The 21,154-nt window shown below is 68.4% G+C and carries 19 protein-coding genes, 2 tRNA genes and 1 pseudogene; 9 read left to right on the forward strand and 13 right to left on the reverse strand.

Features of this window, described 5'->3' with window-relative positions; genetic code table 11:
* The first annotated feature begins 65 nt into the window (after positions 1-65).
* The gene (locus ACGFSB_RS00820; protein ID WP_393392069.1) at positions 66-1,100 is read left to right on the forward strand and encodes a glycoside hydrolase family 6 protein; all 1,035 of its coding nucleotides are present in this window, start codon (positions 66-68) and stop codon (positions 1,098-1,100) included.
* A 165-nt stretch (positions 1,101-1,265) separates the two neighbouring features.
* Here the strand turns inward: ACGFSB_RS00820 and ACGFSB_RS00825 are convergent, their stop codons facing one another.
* The 4 genes from ACGFSB_RS00825 to ACGFSB_RS00840 all read right to left on the reverse strand — a co-directional run bounded on the left by ACGFSB_RS00825 (position 1,266) and on the right by ACGFSB_RS00840 (position 6,379).
* Positions 1,266-3,206: a galactose oxidase-like domain-containing protein gene (locus ACGFSB_RS00825; protein ID WP_393392072.1), complete on the reverse strand. Its 1,941-nt coding sequence runs from the start codon at positions 3,204-3,206 to the stop codon at positions 1,266-1,268.
* Positions 3,203-5,197, reverse strand: coding sequence for a glycosyltransferase family 2 protein (locus ACGFSB_RS00830; protein ID WP_393392074.1), 1,995 nt, complete (start codon positions 5,195-5,197; stop codon positions 3,203-3,205). Before ACGFSB_RS00830 ends, ACGFSB_RS00825 begins: the two co-directional genes overlap by 4 nt.
* A 319-nt stretch (positions 5,198-5,516) precedes the next feature.
* Positions 5,517-6,227: a FadR/GntR family transcriptional regulator gene (locus ACGFSB_RS00835; RefSeq protein ID WP_393392077.1), complete on the reverse strand. Its 711-nt coding sequence runs from the start codon at positions 6,225-6,227 to the stop codon at positions 5,517-5,519.
* Between the two features lie 78 nt (positions 6,228-6,305).
* Positions 6,306-6,379 (reverse strand) — tRNA-Lys (locus tag ACGFSB_RS00840).
* A gap of 243 nt (positions 6,380-6,622) precedes the next feature.
* Here ACGFSB_RS00840 and ACGFSB_RS00845 point away from each other — a divergent pair.
* From ACGFSB_RS00845 to ACGFSB_RS00875, 7 genes are all read left to right on the forward strand, one after another.
* A complete protein-coding gene (locus ACGFSB_RS00845) occupies positions 6,623-7,996 on the forward strand; it encodes a peptidoglycan-binding protein (RefSeq protein ID WP_393392080.1) in 1,374 nt (457 codons plus the stop codon).
* Between the two features lie 14 nt (positions 7,997-8,010).
* A complete protein-coding gene (locus ACGFSB_RS00850; RefSeq protein ID WP_393392083.1) occupies positions 8,011-9,177 on the forward strand; it encodes an SPFH domain-containing protein in 1,167 nt (388 codons plus the stop codon).
* Positions 9,164-9,844 carry a nucleoside/nucleotide kinase family protein gene (locus ACGFSB_RS00855; RefSeq protein WP_393392086.1) on the forward strand — a complete coding sequence of 227 codons (681 nt, stop codon included), beginning with the start codon at positions 9,164-9,166 and terminating at the stop codon, positions 9,842-9,844. The genes ACGFSB_RS00850 and ACGFSB_RS00855 overlap by 14 nt, the downstream gene beginning before the upstream one ends.
* A gap of 85 nt (positions 9,845-9,929) precedes the next feature.
* Positions 9,930-10,532 (forward strand): lytic polysaccharide monooxygenase, encoded by a 603-nt coding sequence (locus ACGFSB_RS00860; protein WP_393392089.1) that lies wholly within the window; start codon positions 9,930-9,932, stop codon positions 10,530-10,532.
* Between the two features lie 102 nt (positions 10,533-10,634).
* Positions 10,635-11,093, forward strand: a complete 459-nt coding sequence (locus ACGFSB_RS00865) for a DUF3592 domain-containing protein (RefSeq protein WP_393392092.1) — start codon at positions 10,635-10,637, stop codon at positions 11,091-11,093.
* Positions 11,094-11,133: 40 nt separating this feature from the next.
* Positions 11,134-12,801, forward strand: coding sequence for an AMP-binding protein (locus ACGFSB_RS00870; RefSeq protein WP_393392095.1), 1,668 nt, complete (start codon positions 11,134-11,136; stop codon positions 12,799-12,801).
* A gap of 86 nt (positions 12,802-12,887) precedes the next feature.
* Positions 12,888-13,169: a hypothetical protein gene (locus ACGFSB_RS00875; protein ID WP_393392097.1), complete on the forward strand. Its 282-nt coding sequence runs from the start codon at positions 12,888-12,890 to the stop codon at positions 13,167-13,169.
* Here ACGFSB_RS00875 and ACGFSB_RS00880 read toward each other — a convergent pair.
* From ACGFSB_RS00880 to ehuB, 7 genes and pseudogenes are all read right to left on the reverse strand, one after another.
* Positions 13,144-13,494 (reverse strand): annotated as a pseudogene (locus ACGFSB_RS00880) (MMPL family transporter); the annotation flags it as partial. The gene ACGFSB_RS00875 and the pseudogene ACGFSB_RS00880 overlap by 26 nt on opposite strands.
* A 62-nt stretch (positions 13,495-13,556) precedes the next feature.
* Positions 13,557-13,630, reverse strand: a tRNA-Lys gene (locus ACGFSB_RS00885).
* Between the two features lie 73 nt (positions 13,631-13,703).
* Entirely contained in the window at positions 13,704-14,462 is a 759-nt protein-coding gene (locus ACGFSB_RS00890) for an IclR family transcriptional regulator (RefSeq protein ID WP_393392100.1), read from the reverse strand.
* Positions 14,463-14,759: 297 nt separating this feature from the next.
* Entirely contained in the window at positions 14,760-15,575 is an 816-nt protein-coding gene (ehuA, locus tag ACGFSB_RS00895) for an ectoine/hydroxyectoine ABC transporter ATP-binding protein EhuA (protein WP_393392103.1), read from the reverse strand.
* Complete coding sequence (gene ehuD / locus ACGFSB_RS00900) at positions 15,565-16,212, reverse strand: ectoine/hydroxyectoine ABC transporter permease subunit EhuD (RefSeq protein ID WP_393392105.1); 648 nt, start codon at positions 16,210-16,212, stop codon at positions 15,565-15,567. The genes ehuA and ehuD overlap by 11 nt, the downstream gene beginning before the upstream one ends.
* Positions 16,209-16,937, reverse strand: a complete 729-nt coding sequence (gene ehuC, locus ACGFSB_RS00905; RefSeq protein ID WP_393393741.1) for an ectoine/hydroxyectoine ABC transporter permease subunit EhuC — start codon at positions 16,935-16,937, stop codon at positions 16,209-16,211. The genes ehuD and ehuC overlap by 4 nt, the downstream gene beginning before the upstream one ends.
* A 2-nt stretch (positions 16,938-16,939) precedes the next feature.
* Positions 16,940-17,869: an ectoine/hydroxyectoine ABC transporter substrate-binding protein EhuB gene (gene ehuB / locus ACGFSB_RS00910; protein WP_393392107.1), complete on the reverse strand. Its 930-nt coding sequence runs from the start codon at positions 17,867-17,869 to the stop codon at positions 16,940-16,942.
* 97 nt (positions 17,870-17,966) lie between these two features.
* Between ehuB and ACGFSB_RS00915 the strand changes: the two genes are divergently transcribed.
* Entirely contained in the window at positions 17,967-18,467 is a 501-nt protein-coding gene (locus ACGFSB_RS00915; RefSeq protein ID WP_393392110.1) for a DUF3830 family protein, read from the forward strand.
* A gap of 15 nt (positions 18,468-18,482) precedes the next feature.
* Here ACGFSB_RS00915 and ACGFSB_RS00920 read toward each other — a convergent pair whose 3' ends face one another.
* Entirely contained in the window at positions 18,483-19,889 is a 1,407-nt protein-coding gene (locus tag ACGFSB_RS00920) for an amidase (RefSeq protein WP_393392113.1), read from the reverse strand.
* Between the two features lie 68 nt (positions 19,890-19,957).
* Complete coding sequence (locus ACGFSB_RS00925; RefSeq protein ID WP_393392116.1) at positions 19,958-21,034, reverse strand: D-2-hydroxyacid dehydrogenase; 1,077 nt, start codon at positions 21,032-21,034, stop codon at positions 19,958-19,960.
* Positions 21,035-21,154: the final 120 nt, after the last annotated feature.

A 21,154-nucleotide genomic window follows, 5' to 3' on the forward strand; every position in this document is an offset into this window, starting at 1 on the left:
GCCTCGTGGGCTGGGAGTGCGTATGTCAGGATTGAGAATCGGACAGTGCACCCAAGGGGGAGTGGATGTACCACAAAGGCACCGGCCGCGGTCATCGAATCGCGGGCCGGGGGGTGAAGGCTGCGGCGGCGTTTGCGGGGGCGGCGCTGTTGCTGGCGGGGTGCTCCTCGGGTGACGGCAAGGACGGCGACGAGTCGTCGGGTCAGCCGATCAAACAGCAGCCGAAGGGCACCGACCCGTACTGGGTCAACCCGGACGGGAACGCCGCCAAGCAGGTCACCTCGTACGAGAAGGACGGCAAGAAGGACGACGCGGAGCTGATCCGCAAGATCGCCGAACAGCCGGTCCCGGAATGGATCATCCCGGAGAACGCGGAGGACCAGGCGCGCGGCTTCACCGAGGCCGCGGAGAAGGCGAACCGCGACGCGCTCCTGGTCGTCTACAACATCCCGCACCGCGACTGCGGTCAGTACTCGGGCGGTGGCGCGGCCGACGGCAACGAGTACCGGAAGTTCATCGACCAGGTCGCCGCGGGTATCGGCGACCGCGGCGCCACGGTCATCCTGGAGCCGGACGCGGTGCTCCACATGGTCGACAACTGCACGCCGGAGGAGTTCCACGAGGAGCGGTACGACCTCCTCAAGGGCGCCATCGGGAAGCTCAAGTCCCTGAAGAACACGAAGGTGTACCTGGACGCGGGCAACGCGGGCTGGAAGAACCCCGACTCGCTCTGGGAGCCCCTGAAGTGGTCGGGCGTCGAGCAGGCCGACGGCTTCTCGGTGAACGTCTCCAACTTCCAGAGCACCGAGGCGAGTACGGAGTTCGGCAAGAAGCTGTCGGCGAAGATCGGCAACAAGCCGTTCGTCATCGACACGGCGCGCAATGGCAACGGGCCGTACACCAAGGGCAAGGACACCTGGTGCAATCCCCCTGGCCGGGCGCTGGGCGAGACGCCGACCACGAAAACGGGCGACCCGCTTGTCGACGCGTACCTCTGGGTCAAGCGACCTGGTGAGTCCGACGGGACCTGTCGCGGTGGGCCCAAGGCGGGGGCTTGGTGGCCCGAGTACGCGCTGAAGCTGGCGGAGGCCGCCAAGTAACAGCGCCCCGTAGGGGGCGCGGGGAACTGCGCGAGCAACCACAGAAAAGCCGCAGTCGCGTCTGCCGAGTTACTGAGCAGACGCGACTGCGGCTTTTCGCGCGCTGAGCGCGCCCCGCGGCGGAGCCGCACATGTCACAGCCCCGCGCCCCTTATGGGGCGCTCCTTACGGCACGTGCACCCACTGGGCCTTACTGGGCGTGCCCTGATCGTCCGTGACGAAGAGCATGTACCAGCCCGACTCCACCAGGCTCCGCTCCCGCGGGATCGTCACCGTGACGCCATCCGCGGACTTCTTCAAGTCCAGGGCCACAGACGTCTGGTCGATGTCCGTCACATGCGTCGACGCGCTCGGCCTCATCAGGCGGGCCGTCTTGATGGACGAGGCGTGCTGCGTCTTGAACGTCCCGGAGCCGCCCCGCTTGATCTCCTTGGGACCGTCGCTGAGCGTGGGCTGCGACCCCTGGTACAGGTACGGCGGGGTGTAGATCTCGATGCGCTGCTCGAACTCGCCGGGCTTGGTGTTGGCCTTGTCGGAGTAGAGCGAGTCGGAGCCGAAGAACATCACGCGGCCGTCGGGAAGCAGGATCGAGCCCGAGTGGTAGTTGCGGCCGACCTCCGGGTCCGCGACCTGCTTCATGTTGCCCGTCTTGGCGTCGTAGATCCGCGCCTGCTTGATGTTCGAGTCACCGCGCCCGCGGTAGTCCTCGGAGCCGCCGGATATGAGCACCGAGTCGTCGGGCAGGGTCGAGGCCTGCGGGTAGCGCGTGCCCTTCTCCAGCTCGGGCCCGTCCACGAACTTCGGGTTGTCGTCCTTGAGGTCGACGATGCGGGTCTTCTTGCTGGAGTTCTTGGACTCGCCGACACCGCCGCCGCCGACCACCATGTACTTCTGGTCCTGCGCGGGCGGCAGTTCGACCGTGTTGGAGGTCTCCAGGAGGTTCGGGTCGCTCATCCCCGGAATCCCCTTCCAGCTGCCCTTCTCCTCCAGGTCCCAGGTGCCGGGCTTGCGGCCGACGTCGTCAGGGCCGTAGCCCGCGTTCGAACCGGAGTAGAAGAGCCTGCCGCTCTCCAGCTGGAACACGGCGGGGTAGGTCGGGAACTGCCGCTTCTGCTTGGTGTACGTCCACTTCTTGGTCTTCGGGTCGTACAGCTCGTTCTTGCCGGGGACCAGCTGGCCGATCTCGTCGAGGCCGGAGAGGCTGAGGACCTTGCCGTCCGAGAGCGTGGTCAGCGTGGGGTACCAGCGGGCCTCGTTCATCGGGTCGACCTTGATGTACTTCTCGGCGACCGGGTCGAACTCGAAGGTGTCCTTGATCCCCTGGAAGTCCTTCTTGTCCAGGGCGAGCTTCTGCGCGATGCCGTACGTGTTGCGCGTCGCCGAGCCCTTGAGGCCCTGCACGCGGTAGTTGTCCTGCGTGCCCGTCTCGTGCTTCGTGCCGCTCCTCTGCGCCTCGACGTAGACGCGGCCGAGGCCGGGTTCGTTGCGGACGAACGCGCCGGTCGCCTTGTCGAAGACCTTCTTCGCGCGCTCGATGACCACCGGGTCCTTGGAGACGAACGTCTTGCCGTTCTTCTTGCCGGTGAACCGCGTGCCCGACGGCAGCGTGATCGGATTGTCCGGGTCTTCGTTGTGCACCACCATCAGGCCGCCGGCCTTGGTGGTGTCGCCCTTGAGCTTCTCGTAGCGCTGGGTGCCGCCCGCGATGAGGAGATTGCCGTTGGCGAGCTGGGTGTGGCCGGTGCAGAAGAGGTCGACGGGTGTCTTGATCTTCTTGATGGTGTTCTTGACCGGGTCCCACAGGCGGGTGTCGAACTTCTTGGCGTCGAAGTTCTTCTGGTTGTTGCCGGACCCGGCGACCAGGAGGATCTTGCCCGTGTGGAGGAGCGCCGCGTGGATGGTGTTCTGGCGGTACTCCTCGGGGAAGTTCACGACCTGCCAGTGGCCGTTGTCGGCCTTGTACTCCGGCTTGTTGATCTTGTAGTCGTGGTACTTCTCCGACCCCACGCGCCACAGCCACGGGCCGTTCATCCCGGCCAGCGCTATGACCACCGCCGCGCCTATCGCGATGCGGCGGGCGCGGCGGCGGCTGGAACGGTCTTTCATTTCTTACGTCCCCCAAGGGCGATCTGCATGGTCTGGTCGTTCGAGGCCCAGCTGGGCTTCTGCTGCGGCGCGTGCGGTGCCTGGGGCGCCCCGGGCACCTGCGGCAGCTGGGTCGTGGCGTCTTCACCGTCGCGCTGCTGCGGCACCATCGGGTCCCCACCGCCTGACGGCGGCCCCGAAGGGCCCTGGCCCCGGTTCGACTTGCGCTTCTTCTTGTCCTGCCGCATACCCCACCGCCACGCGAAGATCGGCGCGGCCGTGATGAGGAGGGCGAACGTGGCCCAGGTGATCATCGCCGGGTGGACGTGGTCGAACATGAACGCGGCGACCATCGAACCGCAGAAGACCAGGATGAAGAACAGGTGGATCCGGAACGTGCCGAACAAGGTGTCCGGGCTTGCCGAATCGCCCTTGGGGGTCACCACGAACTTGCTCTTGCGACGCAGTACGGCGTCGAGCAGCGAGCGTGCGTAGACCGGCGCGGACAGCGCCGACATCACCATGCCCGCGATACCGCCGGAGCCCTCGGGCTCGTGCGGCGAGACGTTGTGGCGGCGGTTCCAGATGTAGAGGCCGATCTGGAGCGCCGACGCGTTGCCGTACAGCATCAGCCAGATCGTCGGGTCGATGTTCACGCCCGATGCGCCCATGCCGAGGAACAGCGCGCAGGAGAGCGCGGCCAGGATCCAGTTCATGGCGGACATCGGGTAGAAGATGACCATCATCGTGTAGTTGAAGAACCGCCCCGGAGGCAGCGAGAACGGCGCCTTCCAGAACTGCTTCAGGATGGTCTCGTACGTCCCGCGCGACCACCGCAGCTGCTGCGTGAAGAAGTCCGTCCAGGCGTTGGGACCTTCACCGACCGCGAGCACGTCCGGCGTGTAGACCGACTTCCACTTCTTGCCCGTCTTCGGGTTCGTGGCGCGGTGGATCTCGAAGCCCGTCGCCATGTCCTCGGTGATCGAGTCGTACAGACCGCCGATCTGCTTCAGGGCGCTGATGCGTACGGCGTTGCTCGTGCCGACGAACATGGGGGAGCCGTAGGCGTTGCCCGCGCGCTGGATCAGGGCGTGGAAGAGGAACTGCTGGGACTCGGCTGCCTTGGTGATGAAGTTGTCGTAGTTGCCGTAGACCTGCGGGCCGATGACGAAGCCGACGTTCTCGTCGCGGAAGAAGCCGAGCATCCGCTCGAGGTAGTTGGGCATCGGGACATGGTCGGTGTCGACCGATGCGAAGTAGTCGTAGTCGCTGCCGTGCGCGTCCAGCCAGGCGTTGTAGTTGCCGTGCTTGGTCTTGGCGCGGTGCGGGCCCTTGCTCATGTTCCACTTCGCCACGCCCTTGCGGGAGAAGTGGTGCACGCCGAGCCGCCGGCAGACCTCCTTGACGGCGGGGTCGTCGCCCTCGTCGAGGAGCCAGACGTGCATCAGGCCGCGGTGCCGGATCTTGACGGCCGCCTCCAGCGTCTTCGTCACCATCTCCAGCGGTTCCTTGCCGGGCACGAAGGAGGTGAGGAAGGCCACACGGGTGCCGGTCTCGGGCACCACGGGTATCGGGTCACGGGCGACGAGCGTGGCGTGCGCGTTCGAGAGCACGTTCATGCAGCGGAAGAACTCGATCAGGCCGATGGATATGAGCATGACGATGTCGAGCGTCGGCAGCCAGTCGTTGGCGACATAGTCGCGCTTCGTCCAGTGCGTCGGCTGGAGCAGCCAGGCGAGCAGCACGAGCGAGAGCAGCGGCGCCGCGCCCAGCATCAGGGCGGCCCGGATCCGGTGCGGCTCCTGCGAGAGCAGGGAGCGGTACTGCACCTTGTACGGCTTGTTCGGATCGGGCTGTGTGAGCGGTCCCGCGAGACGGCTGTAGTGCTCGTAGTCGTATTTCGGCAGCGCTTTTTTGATACGCCGGAAACCCCCAGTCCGGTGCGATGGCACCCGCAGCTGAGTCGTCTCTGACGGGTCGTTCGGCCGGGCGCCCGTCGGCGTCGACGTCATGAGTCATCCCCCCGCACGCGGTCGCCCGCGTGTTCGTTGGTCCTTCCGCCCGGTCGGATCCCCCTCGACCTTCACGGGCGCATCAGTGGCAGGTCCCCGTCCCCTTAGACATGGAACAGCTACCTTCCGGTTGCATGATGCCCCCTCGGCATCTGTTCGTGAACGGGGCCCCCGCCCCTCCCCCGCGGGCGACGGCCAGGCCCCCCAACTGCCCCGCACCGTCTGCCTCATGAGAGCCAATGGCTCCAGCACAAGGTTCTACGCCCCTAGCCATGATCGCAAGAGCGAAACAAGGTGTTTACCGGTCATACGAGCGATTTTAGTTGCCTGTTGGGGCAGGAGCAGTCAATCGCGTTCGAATATTACCGAAGTGTTCCCGTATCGCCCGCTCGGCCCGGAGCACATCGCCGGACCGGACCGCGTCGAGGATCTCGCGGTGCTGGTGGCAGGTGACCTTCGGATCCTGCGGTACGTCCACCAGATCGGTACGTACCTTGTGGAAGGCGTCCCAGAAGGCCTCGAGGACTTCGCCGAGCAGCGGATTGCGCAGGCAGCGGTAGAGAGTGGCGTGAAATGCGCGGTCGGTTTCGGTGTGAACCGCGCCAGACCGATCGATCTGGCCGTCGCTGGACGCCGCTTCGGCGTCCATCCGGTCGACGAGGGCATCGAGTTCGGCCAGATCTTGAGCGGGGATGCGGCCCGCGAGGCGCGCGATGAGTCCGGTCTCCACGGCCTCCCGCAGCTCAAGGAGCTGGAGCAGACTGTCCTCGCCGCGGTAGTGCCCTGCCACCGTGCGGAACGTGAGCCCCTCGATCATGGGGGCCATCGACATGGGTCCGACATATGTGCCGAAACCATGCCGGATCTCCACGATCCCCATCGCCTGGAGTGCCTTGAGGGCCTCTCGCACGGAGTTCCGACTGACGCCGAGGCGTTCCATCAGCTCGGGCTCGGTGGGCAGGGAGGCTCCGGAGGGCAGCCGCTGGTCGATGATGAGTTTCTTGATCCGCTCCTGAATGTCGCGCGCCATGGCGCAACGTTAGCGGTACCCGCGCCGGTGGTGGCATGACGAAAGCCCCCCGCGTGAACGGAGGGCTTTCGCTGTCTGTGCGCCGTCAGGGACTCGAACCCCGGACCCGCTGATTAAGAGTCAGCTGCTCTAACCAACTGAGCTAACGGCGCGCGCTGACCTGGAGAACTCTACCGGACGCGGACAGGTGCTCCGGACCACCGGGCGGTCCGCCGGCGTGCTGCGGGGCATTGTCCGGGGCGAGTCGGGGCGGGTGGCGCGGAGGTGAAGCGGAGGCGAATGCGGGCGGATCCATCATTCGGACCGTCAACATGCGATATCGCCCGACAGTTGAGAAGCTGACGACTGTGCAGATGGGACACAGGCATTCTTTTTCGGTGTGTGAGGGGAATCGCATGGAGGGTGCTCCGGTATTCGAGGAATTCGACCCCGAGAGCGACTGCGACTGCGCCGGATGTATTCACTGGCGACGAGCCATGACCCACGCACTCCCCGTACGGCAGGGCGGCCACCCGGCGGCGCACGGCGCGCGGCGGGCGCTGGTCCTGGCAGCGGCGGCGGGCACGGTGTTCGGCGGCGGCCAGGTTCTTCCGGCCACGGCGGCGGGTGCGACTGGGACGGCCGGTGCGACTGGCTCGGCCGGTCCGGGCCACCACCCGGTGCGACCACCGGGCACGTCACCCTGGCTCCCCTCGGACGAGGGGCCGGGGCCCGGCCCGCAGGGTGGCACCAGTGCGCTGAACGGAGCGCCGGGCGAGCCGGGAGCTCCGGGGCCCGCGGCGGGGCAGGCGGTGCGGCCGACGACGCGGGCCGCGATCCTCGCCCGCGCCAAGAAGTGGGTCGCGGCGAAGGTGCCGTACAACATGGACACGTACGGCCCAGACGGTTACCGGCAGGACTGCTCGGGCTTTGTCTCGATGGCCTGGAATCTCGGCGGCAATGAATGGACGGGAAGCCTCTCCTCGTATGCCGTCCGCATTACGAAGAGCCAGCTCCAACCCGGCGACATCCTTCTCTTCCACAATCCGGAGAACCCCGAGAAGGGTTCGCATGTGACGATTTTCGGTGGCTGGACGGACTCGTCGCACACGCAATACACCGCGTACGAACAGACCCGCCCGCATGCCCGTGTGCAGACGACTCCCTATGCCTATTGGAGCAATGGGAGCCGCTATCTGCCGTACCGCTTCAAGGGAGTGAAGGGCGGTGTCCCCGGCGGCTCGGGTCCGAGCACGGGGACGCGCTACCCCGGTGCCGGTTCGTTCGGTCCGGGGGCCGACAGCAAGTACGTCACCCAGCTCGGCAAGGCACTGGTCGGCCGGGGCGGCGCCCGCTTCTACAAGACCGGTCCGGGACCGCGCTGGAGCGACGCGGACCGCAGGGCCACGCAGGCGTTCCAGCGGGCGCAGGGCTGGACCGGCGCGAACGCGGACGGTCTGCCGGGCCCCACGACCTGGTCGTACCTGATGACGGGCAAGGGCCGCGACATCCCGCGCGCCGGAGCGGGCGCGGGCGGCACCCACGGCAGGGCGCCCGTGTACCCCGGCAGTGCGGTGTTCCGTCCGGGCCGATCAAGCCCGGCCGTCGAGAAGCTCGGCAGACAGCTGGTGAAGAAGGGCTTCGGCAAGCACTACGCCCAGGGTCCTGGCCCTCGCTGGAGCGAGAGCGACCGCCGCAACGTCGAGGCGTTCCAGCGGGCGCAGGGCTGGCGGGGCGCGGCGGCCGACGGGTATCCGGGCCCCGAGACCTGGCGGCGGTTGTTCTCATGACCACGGAGGAACGGATGAGCGCGACGACACCACGGCCAGAGGCCGCCCCGCAGCCGGACGAGCCTCCGGACACCGCCCCACGGCCGCCCCGCCTGATCCAGAACGAGGCGACCACCGAGATCCCCATCCATCTGCTCTTCCGTGACGATCCCGGCGACCCCGGAGTCGCCCTCGCACCCGCCGTGGTGCGGCGCAGGCAGGGCACGGGCGAGCAGCCGCGCACCACGCGGCGGTCCGTGGCGGCGCCGTCCGCCCGGCCCGTGCCCGTCGTCGATCCGTCGCTCGGCGAGCGCCCCGCGCGTGTGCTGCCGGGCGCGGTCGGGGTGCTCGGCGGGGTCGCGGGCGCCGCCGGGTGCACGGCCGCGCTGTGGTGGGCGGGGGTGCTGCCCGAGCCGTTGGCGGTGCGGCTGCCCGGGGCCGACGGATATGAGGGGTACGACGCGTACGCGGGTCTCGGCCTCGCACAATGGGCCTCGCTCGCGGGGTCGGGGGCCCTCGCCCTTTTCGGGTTCGGAGGGCTGGCCCGCGGCAGGGTCGGCAAGGCGTGGGTGCTGACACTCTTCGGCCGCTATCGGGGCAGCGTCCGCCGCACCGGTCTGATGTGGGTCAACCCGCTCCTCCTGCGCCGCCGCGTCGACGTACGCCTCCGCCACTGGCGCAGCGAGCCGATGCCCGCGGTGGACCGGGGCGGGGTCGCGCTGCGGGTCGTCGTCCTCGTCGTATGGCGGGTCAAGGACGCGGCGCGGGCGACGCTCGGGGTCGCCGACCACCAGGAGTATCTGCGTGAGTGCGTCGAGGCGGCGACGGCACGCGTCCTGTCCCGGCTGCCCGCCGACGCCTTCCACGACGACACCCCGACCCTGCGCGACGCGGACGCGGTCGGCGACATGCTGACCCGGATGGTCGCCGCGGAGGTCGATCCGGTCGGCATCGAGATCTTCTCGGCCCAGCCGACCCGCATCGAGTACGCCCCCGAGATCGCCGACACCATGCGCCTGCGCCGGGTCGCCGCACTGGACGCGCGGCACCGCGACAGCGTGCTGACCTCGGTGGTGGACTCCGTGGAGGACACGGTGGCCCGGCTGACGACGCGCGGCCTGGTCGAGCTCGACGACTACGAGCGCAAGGCCTTGGTCAAGGACCTGACGGTGGCGTTCTATACGGGCCATGGAGACCGATGACCACGAAACACCCCCTGCCCCCACTCCCACCCTCGCGACCCTCGCCAGGGACGCCTGGAATCTGACAGCGAACCGGCCCCGCACCCTCATCGGGATCGCGGGGCCGCCGGGTGCGGGCAAGTCGACGCTCGCGCGGGCGCTGGTGGAGGCGGCCGGCGAGGGCGCCGCGTATCTGCCGCTCGACGGATTCCACCTCTCGAACGCCCAGTTGGAGAGGCTGTCCCTGACCTCCCGCAAGGGCTCGGAGCCGAGCTTCGACGTCAGGGGATACGTCGCACTGCTCACCCGGGTCCTGACCGACACCGCCCACGACATCTACGTACCCGATTACGACCGCACCCTGCACGAGCCGGTGGCGGCCCGGCACCGCGTCCCGCCGACCGCCCGCCTTGTCGTCACCGAGGGGAACTATCTCGCCTGCGATCTGCCCGGCTGGCGCGAGGCGCGACAGCTGATGGCGGAGTGCTGGTACGTGGGGGCACCAGCGGAGGTACGCCAACTGAGGCTGATCGAGCGGCAGTTGGCAGGAGGCCAATCCCCTGACGGGGCGGCCGAGTGGGTGGCGGAGAACGACACCCCCAACGGCGGTCTGGTGGAGAAATCGAGCCACCGATGCGGCCGGATCCTCTCCACTATTGGTATGGACATGTTCAACTACCGCCCATAATCTTGCCTTGGTCTAGACCGCAGTACTCACCACGGCAGGCGCGCGCACAGCTCACGGAATCCCCACGTCCCCCTGGAGCGGCAGCATGCGAAACAAGAAGATGTACGCGGCCATGCTCGGCGTCACCACGGTCGGGGCCTTCGCGCTCTCGTCCGGTGGCGCGAGCAGTCACGGCTACACCGACCTACCGGCAAGCCGCCAGATCAACTGTGCCAACGGCACGGTGAGCGGCTGCGGTTCCATCCAGTACGAACCCCAGAGCGTCGAGGGCCCCAAAGGTTTCCCGGCGGCAGGACCTGCCGACGGCAAGATCTGCTCGGCGGGCAACGGCGGCTTCGACTCGCTCAACCAGCCGAAGGCGCCGGGCGGCGGTGCCTGGCCGACGACGAGTGTCGGCGCCGGTCAGAACTACACCTTCCGCTGGCAGTTCACGGCACGCCACCGCACTACGGACTTCAAGTACTACATAACCAAGCAGGGCTGGGACGAGAGCAAGGCGGTGACCCGGGCCGCGCTCGACACCGCCCCGTTCCTCGACGTCCCCTACAACGGCCAGCAGCCGCCCGCCACGCTCTCGCACTCCGGGACGATCCCCGGTGGCAGAAGCGGACACCATGTGATCGTCGCGGTGTGGACGGTCGCCGACACGTCGAACGCGTTCTACGCCTGCTCGGACGTCAAGTTCTGAGCAGGGCTTGAGGCTCCACAGCCCTCCCCGCGGGTAGGTTCTGCGCACGCCGTCCACGACCAGGACGGCGTGCGCGGAGCAACAGAATGTCGGGGGACAACCATGGAGTTCATGTTCGTCGCGGTACCGGTGCTGATCGCCGCGGCGGTGATCGCGATGGCGGTAAAGGTGATCAGGCGTTCCCTGGAGCTACGGAGCGCGTGGTCGAGCGGCCTGACGGCGGAGGCGCGCTGCCTGCGCACGTACACCACCACGAGCAGCCGCAACGACAGCAGCCACACCACCACCACGCTGCACCACGTCTACGAGTTCACGCCGTCCGCGGCGGGCCGCCCCGTCCGCTTCGAGGAGGAGAACGGCCCCGCGACGACGATCGAGGGCGATTTCGTCACCGTGCACTACACGGCGGAGCGCCCCGAGAGGGCGACGGCGCACGCGCCGAGCCCGGTCAAGAATGCGGCGAGCACGATAGGCCTGCTGTGCTTCTTCGGCGTCATGCTGGCTTTCTGCGTCTTCTTCTTGGTGACGGCGAACGACATGTCGAGCTCGGACTTCCCGTAGACCTCCCTATCTGACGGCCCATCAATTATGGTGCGCGGCCATGAAGGCCACCGGGAGTACCGTCGCGGAACTCGTACAGGCACGCTGGGGCGACCACCGTCCCGGACTGCACTTCGAGCAGGGGGAGCTGACGCACCACCAGGTCGCATCGGGCGCGGCGGCGAGAGCGGCGCTGCTGGCCGACCTGCTGCCGGCCGGGGTCGAGCCGCACATCGGCGTGCTGCTCGACAACACCCCTGAATACCCCCTCTGGTTGAGCGCTGCCGCGCTGGCCGGGGTGGCGGTGGCGGGCATCAACCCGACGCGCAGGGGCGCGGAACTGGCGCGGGACATCACGCACACGGACTGCGCGATCCTGATAACGGAAAAGGCGCACCTGCCGCTCTTGGACGGCATACAACTCCCCGGCGTACGAATCCTGGTGACGGACACAGACGCATACGCCGAGCTGCTGGCCCCCTACGCGGACGCGCACCCACACATATCGCGAACCGCGACCCCCTCCAGCCGGATGCTCCTCTACTTCACCTCGGGCTCTACGGGGGCGCCCAAGGCGGCCATCTGCACCCAGGGCCGCCTGGCAGCGGCGGGCCAGTCCCTGATCACCCACTTCCAGCTGGGCAAGGCGGACATCCACTACATCTGTATGCCCATGTTCCACGGCAACGCGGTGATCGCGGACTGGGCGCCCGCGTTGGCGGCCGGTGCGGGGGTGGCGCTGCGCGGCCGCTTCTCGGCCTCCGCCTTCCTTGCGGACGTACGGACCTACGGGGCGACGTACTTCACGTACGTGGGCCGGGCGGTGCAGTACGTCCTGGCGACGCCCGAGGGTCCCGACGACACCGAGAACCCCCTCAGGATGGGCTTCGGCACGGAGGCCGGGGCGGTGGACGCGGCGCGGTTCGAGAAACGGTTCGGGGTACGGCTCGTGGAGGGTTACGGGTCTTCGGAGGGCGGGGCGGCGATCCAGCGGACGCCGGGGACTCCGTCCGGGGCGATCGGGCGGGCGGCGCCGGGTGACGACCTGGCGGTGGTGGACCCGGGGACGCGCCGGAGCTGCCCGCCGGCCGCGTTCACGGCGGACGGCAGGCTCCTGAACGGGGATGTCGCGATAGGGGAGTTGGTGAACAAGGGCCGGAGCCCTTTCGAGGGGTACTGGCGCAATACGGAGGCGGACGCGGCGCGGCTCCAGGGCGGCTGGTACTGGACGGGAGACCTCTTCTACCGGGACGCGGAGGGCTACCTCTACTTCGCGGGCCGCACGGATGACAGGCTCCGCGTGGACAGCGAGAACCTCGCCGCCGCGATGATCGAGAGCATCCTCGCGCGGTGGGAGGGGGCGGCTGCGGTGGCGGTCTACGCGGTGCCGGATCCGGTGGCGGGGGATCAGGTGATGGCGGCGGTCGCACCTCCCCCCGGGGTCGCTTTCGACCCCTTGGCCTTCGCGGAATTCCTCCTCTCCCAACCGGACTTGGGTACGAAGATGGCCCCTGCCTACGTACGGGTGGTGGGGGAGATGCCGGTAACGGCGACGAACAAGGTGGCGCGGGGGGCTTTGCGGAGGGCGGGGTTCCAATGCGGGGACCCGGTGTGGTGGGTGCCGGTGCCCGGGGCGGGGTCCTACCGCCGTCTGACCCCCGCCGACCTGGACGAGCTGCGGGCCCGGTACCGGGCCCAGGGGCGGGAGGAGCTGCTGCCGGGGGCGTGAGCGAAGTCTGCCGGGAGCCTGTTCCCCCACCCGACCCCGCCGATCCTTGCACTGGCCACCGGTATGGTCGATTACGATCCAGAACCATGAGCACGTCAGACCAGACAAGGGCAGGACTCACCCCGCGCCAGGCCCGGCGCATACGGATCGCCGCGGCATCGTTGCTGATGGCCGCGGCGGCCGCAGTGCTCGCCGTACGCCTGGCGAGCCGCTCGTCCGTCCTGGTCGTGGGGGTGTACGGGCTACTGCTCGTCCTCTGCGGCCTGGTGATCGAACTCAGCCGTCGAGGACGGACCCGGCTGGGCAGCTATCTCCTCGCGGTCGGCCTGGTGGCCGCGCTGCTCATGGACTGGGTGGTGCTGGCCTGACCGGTACGGGGGCGTCGGCCGCCGCATCGCGGAGCCCGTACCGCTGATGGATCTTCCGCAGCAACGGCGGCGCCCACCAGGCACGACGGCCGAGAAGCGTCATCGTCGCCGGTACGAGGAACATCCGGACCACGGTCGCGTCGATGAGGACGGCGAGCGTCAGACCGAGCCCGATCTGCAGGATCGGCGAGAAGCCACCGGTCATGAAACCGCCGAAGACGATGGCGAGCAACAGCGCCGCACAGCTCACGACTCGCCCCGACCGCCGGAGCCCCTCGACAACGGCGACGCGATGATCACCGGTCTCCAGCCACGCCTCCCGCATCCCGGGGATTCCCGCGAAACGAAAGAAGCCCCCCGCTTCCGCGGAGGGCTTCTCACTGTCTGTGCGCCGTCAGGGACTCGAACCCCGGACCCGCTGATTAAGAGTCAGCTGCTCTAACCAACTGAGCTAACGGCGCCTGTTGACTCGACAATAATACCTGGTCTCGGAGGGTGCTCCGGACCGCGGCCGAGCACCCCTGGAGCCTGCTTCTAGATCGCCAGCGAGAGCAGCACCGGCGCCGCCCCGCGGTTCAGCGTCTCTGCCGCTTCCCGCAGCCGGTGCGCGTGCTCCACCGGCAGGGAAAGGGCGAGGCAGCCGACCGCGGAGCCCGCGGTGATCGGGACGGCGGCGCAGACCGTGCCGACCGCGTACTCCTGGAGGTCGAGCACCGGAACCGTGGCGGGCTGGGCGGCGAGGCGGTTCAGGAGGACGCGTTCGTTCGTGATCGTCCGCGAGGTGAGCCTGGCCATCTTGTGGCGGGAGAGGTGGTCCCTGCGCCCGTTCAGGTCGAGCTGGGTCAGCAGGCTCTTGCCGACCGCGCTGGCGTGCGCGGAGGAGCGGAAGTCCACCCACTCGTTGACCTTCGGGGTGCGGGGGCCGTCCGCGAAGTCGGTGATCTTGATTTCGCCGTCCTCGTACCGGCTGATGTAGACGGCCGCGCCGATCGAGTCGCGCAGTTCGTCGAGGGTCAGCTTGAGCTTCTCCCGGAGGTCCTGCGCGCGCCGGTGGGCCGAGCCGAGCCGGGTGAGGGACGCGCCGGTGACGTACGCACCGTCGGCCAGCTGCTGGACGTACGCCTCGCGGCGCAGCATACGCAGCAGGGCGGCGAGCTGGGGCGTGGGCAGCTTCGTCTGGCGGGCGAGTTCGGTGTCGGTCACCCCGGAGCTCCGCCCGGCGACTATCTCAAGCACCCGCAGGGCGCTCTGCACCGAATGATGCGGCGTGGCCGACTCGTGCTTCAGCGCCACGGCTTCCCCCTGCGTGGAACGGTTCCGGACAGCTGGGCTCCGTCCACGATAGCCGCCAAGGGGCCGAAATGGAGCGGCTGTTGACGAGATTGGCGGCGCCTTGTGGCCCTTCCAGCAGGAACGCGCCACTCTGGCATATGCCAAAGTCATGACCCAGTGGGCGAGACCTCCCGTGGCTTCCCCCGTATCTGCGGGACTGGCCACAAGGCCGGACGAGGCGGGGACGAGGCGGGGTCGTGACAGCACGCCACGGCCCCGCCTCGTCCTGATCTTCCTTGCCACTGGGTGAGCGGCGCTCTACAGCACCGCGCTGAGGAACTCCCTCGTCCGCTCGTGCTCCGGCTCGGTGAAGATCTTCTCCGGCGAACCGGACTCGATGACCCGACCCGAGTCGAACATGAGGACCTGGTCCGAGATGTCCCGGGCGAAGTTCATCTCGTGGGTCACACAGAGCATCGTGATGTCCGTGGTGTGCGCGATGTCGCGAAGGACGTCGAGCACGCCCGCCACCAGCTCCGGGTCGAGCGCGGACGTCACCTCGTCGAGCAGCAGCACCTGCGGGCGCATCGCGAGGGCGCGCGCGATGGCGACCCGCTGCTGCTGGCCACCGGAGAGCTGCGTCGGGTACGCGTCGCAGCGGTCGCCGAGGCCGACCAGGTCGAGCAGCTCACGCGCCCGCTGCTCCGCCTCGTCCTTGGGCAGGCCGAGGACGCTGACCGGCGCCTCCATGATGTTGCGCAGGACCTTCATGTTCGGGAAGAGGTTGAACTGCTGGAAGACCATCCCGATGTTCTTGCGGACCTCCCGGATGTGCTTCTCGCCCGCGGGGACGATCTTGCCGTTCTTCTCCTCGTGCATGAGGTAGTTGCCGCCCACCTTGATGGTGCCCTCATCGGGCTTCACCAGGGTCATCAGGAGGCGCAGGATCGTGGTCTTGCCGGATCCCGACGGGCCGATCAGGGTGACGTGCTTGCCGGAGTCCACGGAGAAGTCCAGCTGGTCGAGGACCGTGTTGGACCCGTAGCGCTTGACCACCTTGTCGAAGCGGATCAGCTCGCTGCCGTCGACGGCCGGGTTGGGGGTTTCCTGGGAAGTGCTGCTGTCAGCGGACAAGACGACGCTCCAAAACTCGCAGAAGAAGAGAGGCCGGGTAGGCGATGACGATGAAGGCGATACCGACGATGCTGATCGCCTCGTACGTGAAGGTCGCCTGGCTGAATCCCTGGGCCTCGCCCAGCATGTCGAGCGCGCCGATGGCGGCCAGCTGCGGCGACTCCTTCAGCATGACGATCACGTAGTTGCCGAGGGCGGGGATCACCCGGCGCACGGCCTGCGGCAGGATCACCGAGGTCCAGGTGCGCTGCTTGGAGAGGCTGAGCGCGGTGGCCGCCTCCCACTGCCCTTCCGGGACACCCTCGATGCCTGCCCGGTACACCTCGGACGTGTACGTCGAGTAGTGCAGACCGAGCCCGACGATGCCCGTGGTGAGCGGGGACATGGACGGGCCCCACTCCGGCACCACGTAGAAGAGGAAGAACAGCTGGACCAGGAGCGGAGTGTTCCGGATGAACTCGGTGAACACCGTCACCGGCCAGCGGAGCCACTTCTTCTCCGACCGCTGCGCGATCGCCCAGACCATGCCGAGCGAGAAGGCGATCAAGGTGCCGAAGAGCAGCGCCTTGAGAGTGATCCACACGCCGTCCCAGAAGAGCGGCATGAAGTCGTCGACGTTCTGCCAGTCCCAGTTCACTTGGCACCCCCGCCGGTGATGACGTCGATCGACGACTTGGAGCGCACTCCACTGAACAGGCCCAGCTTCTCGGGAGCCTGCCCCACGCCCTTCTTGGCATGCCGCTCAAGGAGCCGCATACCGCGCGTGAGGATGAACGCGAATACGAAGTACAGACCGAGCAGCAGCGTGTAGATCGGCCCGCTGTCGGTGGTGACGAGACGGACCAGATCGCCGGCGAAGGTCATGTCGGCCACCGCGATGAGGGAGACGAGGGACGTGCCCTTGAGCAGCTCGATGAGCAGGTTGTTGAAGGGCGGCAGCATCTCGGGCCAGGCCTGCGGCAGTTCGATGCGGCGCAGCCGCTGCGTCGGCGTGAAGTTCAGGGCGATGCCCGCCTCGCGCTGAGCAGGCGGCACCGCGGCGAGCGCGCCGCGCACGATCTCGGAGCCGTACGCCCCGTAGGTGATGCCCAGGGCGATGACACCCGCGAAGAGAGGCTCGAAGCTGATCCGGAACAGCATGGGCACCGTGAACGCGATCCAGAACATGAAGACCAGCGACGAGGTGCTGCGGAAGATCTCGAAGTACATCCCGGCGAGGAAGCGCACGATCCAGAGACGGGACGTGCGAAGCACCCCGATGGGGAAGGCGATCACGAAGGCGAGGGCCGCGCTGAGGAGGGTGACCTGCACGGTGATCCAGACACCGGGCAGGAACCAGTTCTCGAAGAACTGCGACGACATCATCAGGAGGCTCCCTTCGGAGGGGCACACAGCTTCGCGGCCGTCAGATCAGTCATCTCGGTCTCGGTGAAACCGAACGGCTTGACGATCCTGAGCAGTTCGCCGCTCTCCTTGAGCTTGAGCAGCTCCTTGTTGAAGGCGTCCCGCAGGTTCTTCTCGGACAGCCTGAAGGCGAAACCCCCCGACCCGTAGACCGGTTCGCCGTCCACCATCGGCTGGAAGGGCTTCGAGGCCTCCACCTTCGGGTTGCCCTTGACCACGTCGCGCACGGTGACCGCGGTCCCGGCGAAGGCGTCGACACGGCCGAGCGCGACGGCGTCGGCGCCCGCCACCTGGTCGGGCACCACGAGGACGGATTTCACTCCGGTCCTCTTGGCGGTGTCGATCTCCGCGTAGGCCGTGCCGCTCGCGAGCTTCAGGCCCTTCTTCACGATGTCCTCGTATTTCTTGATCCCGTGCGGATTGCCCTTCTTCACGATGAAGGAGTCGAGCATCAGGTAGTCGGGGTCGGAGAACAGCACCTGCTCGCAGCGGACCGGGCTGATGTACATGCCCGCCGACACCACGTCGAACTGCCGCGCCTGGGTCAACCCGGGGATCAGCGCGCCGAACTTGGTGGGCACCGCCTTGACCTTGGGCACACCGAGGCGAGGGAAGATCACCTTGGCGATTTCCGGTGCCTCGCCGGTCACCTCGCCGTTCTCGTCGATATATCCGAACGGGACCTCGCCCGCGACACCGATCCTGACCTCACCGGCGTCACGCAGCCGGTCCAGCAGATCTCCGCCCTCGACCTTCCCTTCCTCCGGCACCCGGCTGCAGGCCGCGCCCCCGAACATCCCCAGTGCCGCCATCCCCGCTCCGGTGAGCAGGGAGCGGCGGCGGACTGCTTTCCCGATGAATCCCTCGTTGTTCCCAAGTGGTGGAGCCATGGGCGCGCGGCTACCCGCCGTGACGCAAGATATGCGGGCCAATTTCAGCCTCTGATGCAATCGTTGTCCTCTTGACCCAGGGAGGAGCATGGGAAACATGGCAGACCGATTCATCGAAGTCTCCCTCGCCAAGCGGGGAGTTCAGTGCACGGCAAGGCTGCTCGACGACCGGGCCCCGGTGACCTGCGCGGCGGTGTGGGAGGCGCTTCCGCTCAGCGAAGACGTCTATCACGCGAAGTACGCCCGCAATGAGATCTACGCCCTCTTTCCGGCTTTCGCGGACCGCGAGCCGCCCTTGGAAAATCCGACAGTCACTCCGATTCCCGGCGACCTCTGCTATTTCTCCTTCAACGGGACGCAGCTGGGCACTCAGTCCTATGGGTACGAACCGGCCGCGGACGTCAAGGCGGGCGCCACGGTCGTGGACCTGGCCCTCTTCTACGAACGCAACAACCTACTGCTCAACGGAGACGTCGGCTGGGTCCCCGGCATCGTCTGGGGCGAGGTGGTCGACGGCCTCGACCGGATGGCCGAGGCCTGCAACGACCTGTGGCGCGGGGGCGCGCAGGGCGAGACCCTGAATTTCCGCCGAGCGTAGCCTTCGGGCCTTGGCTCAGCCGCCAGTCGCGGGCGGCGCGATTCCCGCGCTGCCCGCTTCGTACAGAGTGTGCGCGGCCCGCAGGACAAGTGCGTCGGCATGGCGCGCCCCGACGATCTGCACCCCGATGGGAAGCCCCTCGCCGTCCACCCCGCAGGGCACCGTCGCCGCGGGCTGCTGCGTCATGTTGAAGGGGTACGTGAACGGCGTCCACCCCGTCCACCTGCGATGGCCGGAATTGTGCGGTACCTCCGCCCCCGCCTCGAAGGCGGTGATCGGCAGCGTCGGTGTGACCAGCAGATCGTACGTCTGATGGAAGCGGCCCATGCGACGCCCGAGCTCCATGCGTACGTCAACTGCCGCGAGGTAGTCGAGCGCACTCGACCGGGCGCCCTGCGCACAGATCTCCCGCAGCCCCGGGTCGAGCAACTCCCGCTTGGCGGGCGGCAGATGCTGGATCACCCGCGCCGCACCGCTGAACCACAGGGTGTGGAAGGCCTCCACCGGATCCGTGAAGTCCGGGTCGGTCTCCTCGACGTACGCACCCTGCGCGGCGAGGGACTCCACCGCCTGCCGCACCGACGCCGCGACCGCGGGCCGCACCGCGACCTGGCCGCCGAGCGAGGGCGAATAGGCGATGCGCAGACCCCGTACGCCGCCTTCGATACCCGCCCTGAAGCTGCCTGCCACCGGGCCCAGTTGCGACCAGTCGCGCCAGTCGGGGCCGCTGATGACGTCCATCATCAGCGCCGCGTCCGCCGCGTCCCGCGTCATCGGGCCGACGTGCGCGAGTGTGCCGAACGCGGACGCGGGATACAGCGGCACGCGCCCGTACGTCGGCTTCAGCGCGAAGATCCCGCAGAACGCGCCCGGGATCCGCACCGAGCCGCCGCCGTCCGTGCCGAGCGACAGCGGCGCCGCGCCGAGCGCCACAGCGGCCGCGCTGCCGCCGCTGGAGCCGCCTGCCGTGCGCGAGTGGTCGTACGGATTGCGGGTCACCCCGCTCTGCGGGCTGTCCGTGACGCCCTTCCAGCCGAACTCGGGCGTCGTCGTCTTGCCGATGAACACCGCCCCGTGCTCGCGCAGGCGCGCCACCGAGGGCGCGTCCTCGTCCCAAGGCCCCTCCGTGCGGGCCGTTCTGGAGCCCCGGAGTGTCGGCCCGCCACGCTGCAGCAGGATGTCCTTGACCGACACCGGAACCCCGTCGAGCAGCCCCTGCGGCTCACCGCGCCGCCACCGCTCCGCACTCGCCTCGGCTCCCGTGACGGCCTCGTCGGCGTCGATCCGCACGAAGGCGTTCACGGCGGGCTGGACCTCATCGGCCCTGTTCAGCGCCGCCCGTGTCGCGTCGACCGGAGTGAATTCGCCCTTGCGATAGCCGTCGACGAGTTGTGCCGCGGTGAGAGCCGTGAGCTCGGTCATGCGCGCTCCTCAGGGGGAGGGGAGGGGGGTGGCTCGGGCGTGATCAGTTCCCCTGGCTCGGAGAGTGATCAATTCCCCGGTACATACCCACGTTTCTTGTCGACCACGTTGGACAGAGGCCTCCCGGCCGCCCACTCCTCGTACAACTCGACGAACTGCGTGCCCAGCTCATCCCGCCAGCCGACCGTGTCCCCGCTCATGTGCGGCGACACGAGCAGTCCCGGTGCCGTCCACAGCGGGCTGTCCGCGGGCAGCGGCTCCTGCTCGAAGACGTCGAGCGCCGCGCCCGCGATCCAACGCTTCGACAGGGCGGCCGCGAGATCGTCCTCGACGACGAGCGCGCCGCGCCCGATGTTGATGAAGCGGGCCGACGGCTGCATCACGCCGAACCGCTGCTCGTCGAACATGCCACGCGTGTCGTCCGTGAGCGGCGCCGCGCACACCACCCAGTCGGCGCGCGCGATGAGCCGGTCGAGCTCACCGGGCCCGTGGACACCGGGGCGCGCGGTGCGTCCGACGAGGGCGGTGATGATCCCGAGCCCCTTCAGCATCCGGACGATGGCGTGCCCGATCGGGCCGGAGCCCACGACACACGCGCGCGTACGGGCGATCCGCTGGGTTTCGCGGTGCTGCCAGGTGCGCTCGTCCTGGAGCCGCAGGGTGCGCGGCAGGTCCTTCGCCATGGCAAGGATGAGAGCGGCTACGTACTCGGCGATCGGCTGGTCGAAGACGCCACGGGCGTTGGTGACCAGCGTGTCGGACGCGGCGAGCTCCGGGCACATGAGGCGGTCCACGCCGGCGCTCGCGGTGTGCACCCAGCGGGGGCGCGGTCCCTCGCCCGGCCAGGCCTGACGTACCGCGTCCGAGAGGAAGTCCCAGACCAGGAGCACGTCCGCGTCCGGGAGTTGGGCCGCCAGGGTGTCCGCGTCCGCGTGCACGATCCGGGCGCGGCCGGTGAGGCTGCCCAGGCGGGGCGGTGGGGCGGGGGAGGGGGCGTCCAGGACGAGGACGGTGGCGGGCGCTGACTCGGACGGCGGGTCGGGCGTCGGGTCAGGCGTCGGGTCGGGCGCCGGTTCGGACGTCGTGGCGAGCGGCGGTTCGGACGTCGTGGCGGACGTTTTCGGGTCGGGTGCCGAATCGGACATCGAGGAGAAACCGTTTCGCAATGAGAGTCCGCTTCCCTGAGTTGTGGCGGCCGGAGCCGCTTAACCGGAACCGTCTGAGATGCGCGGATTGACCACGCTCGCACCTGAAACTACCTTCGT

The sequence above is a fragment of the Streptomyces sp. NPDC048441 genome (assembly GCF_043200235.1).
GTDB lineage: Bacteria > Actinomycetota > Actinomycetes > Streptomycetales > Streptomycetaceae > Streptomyces.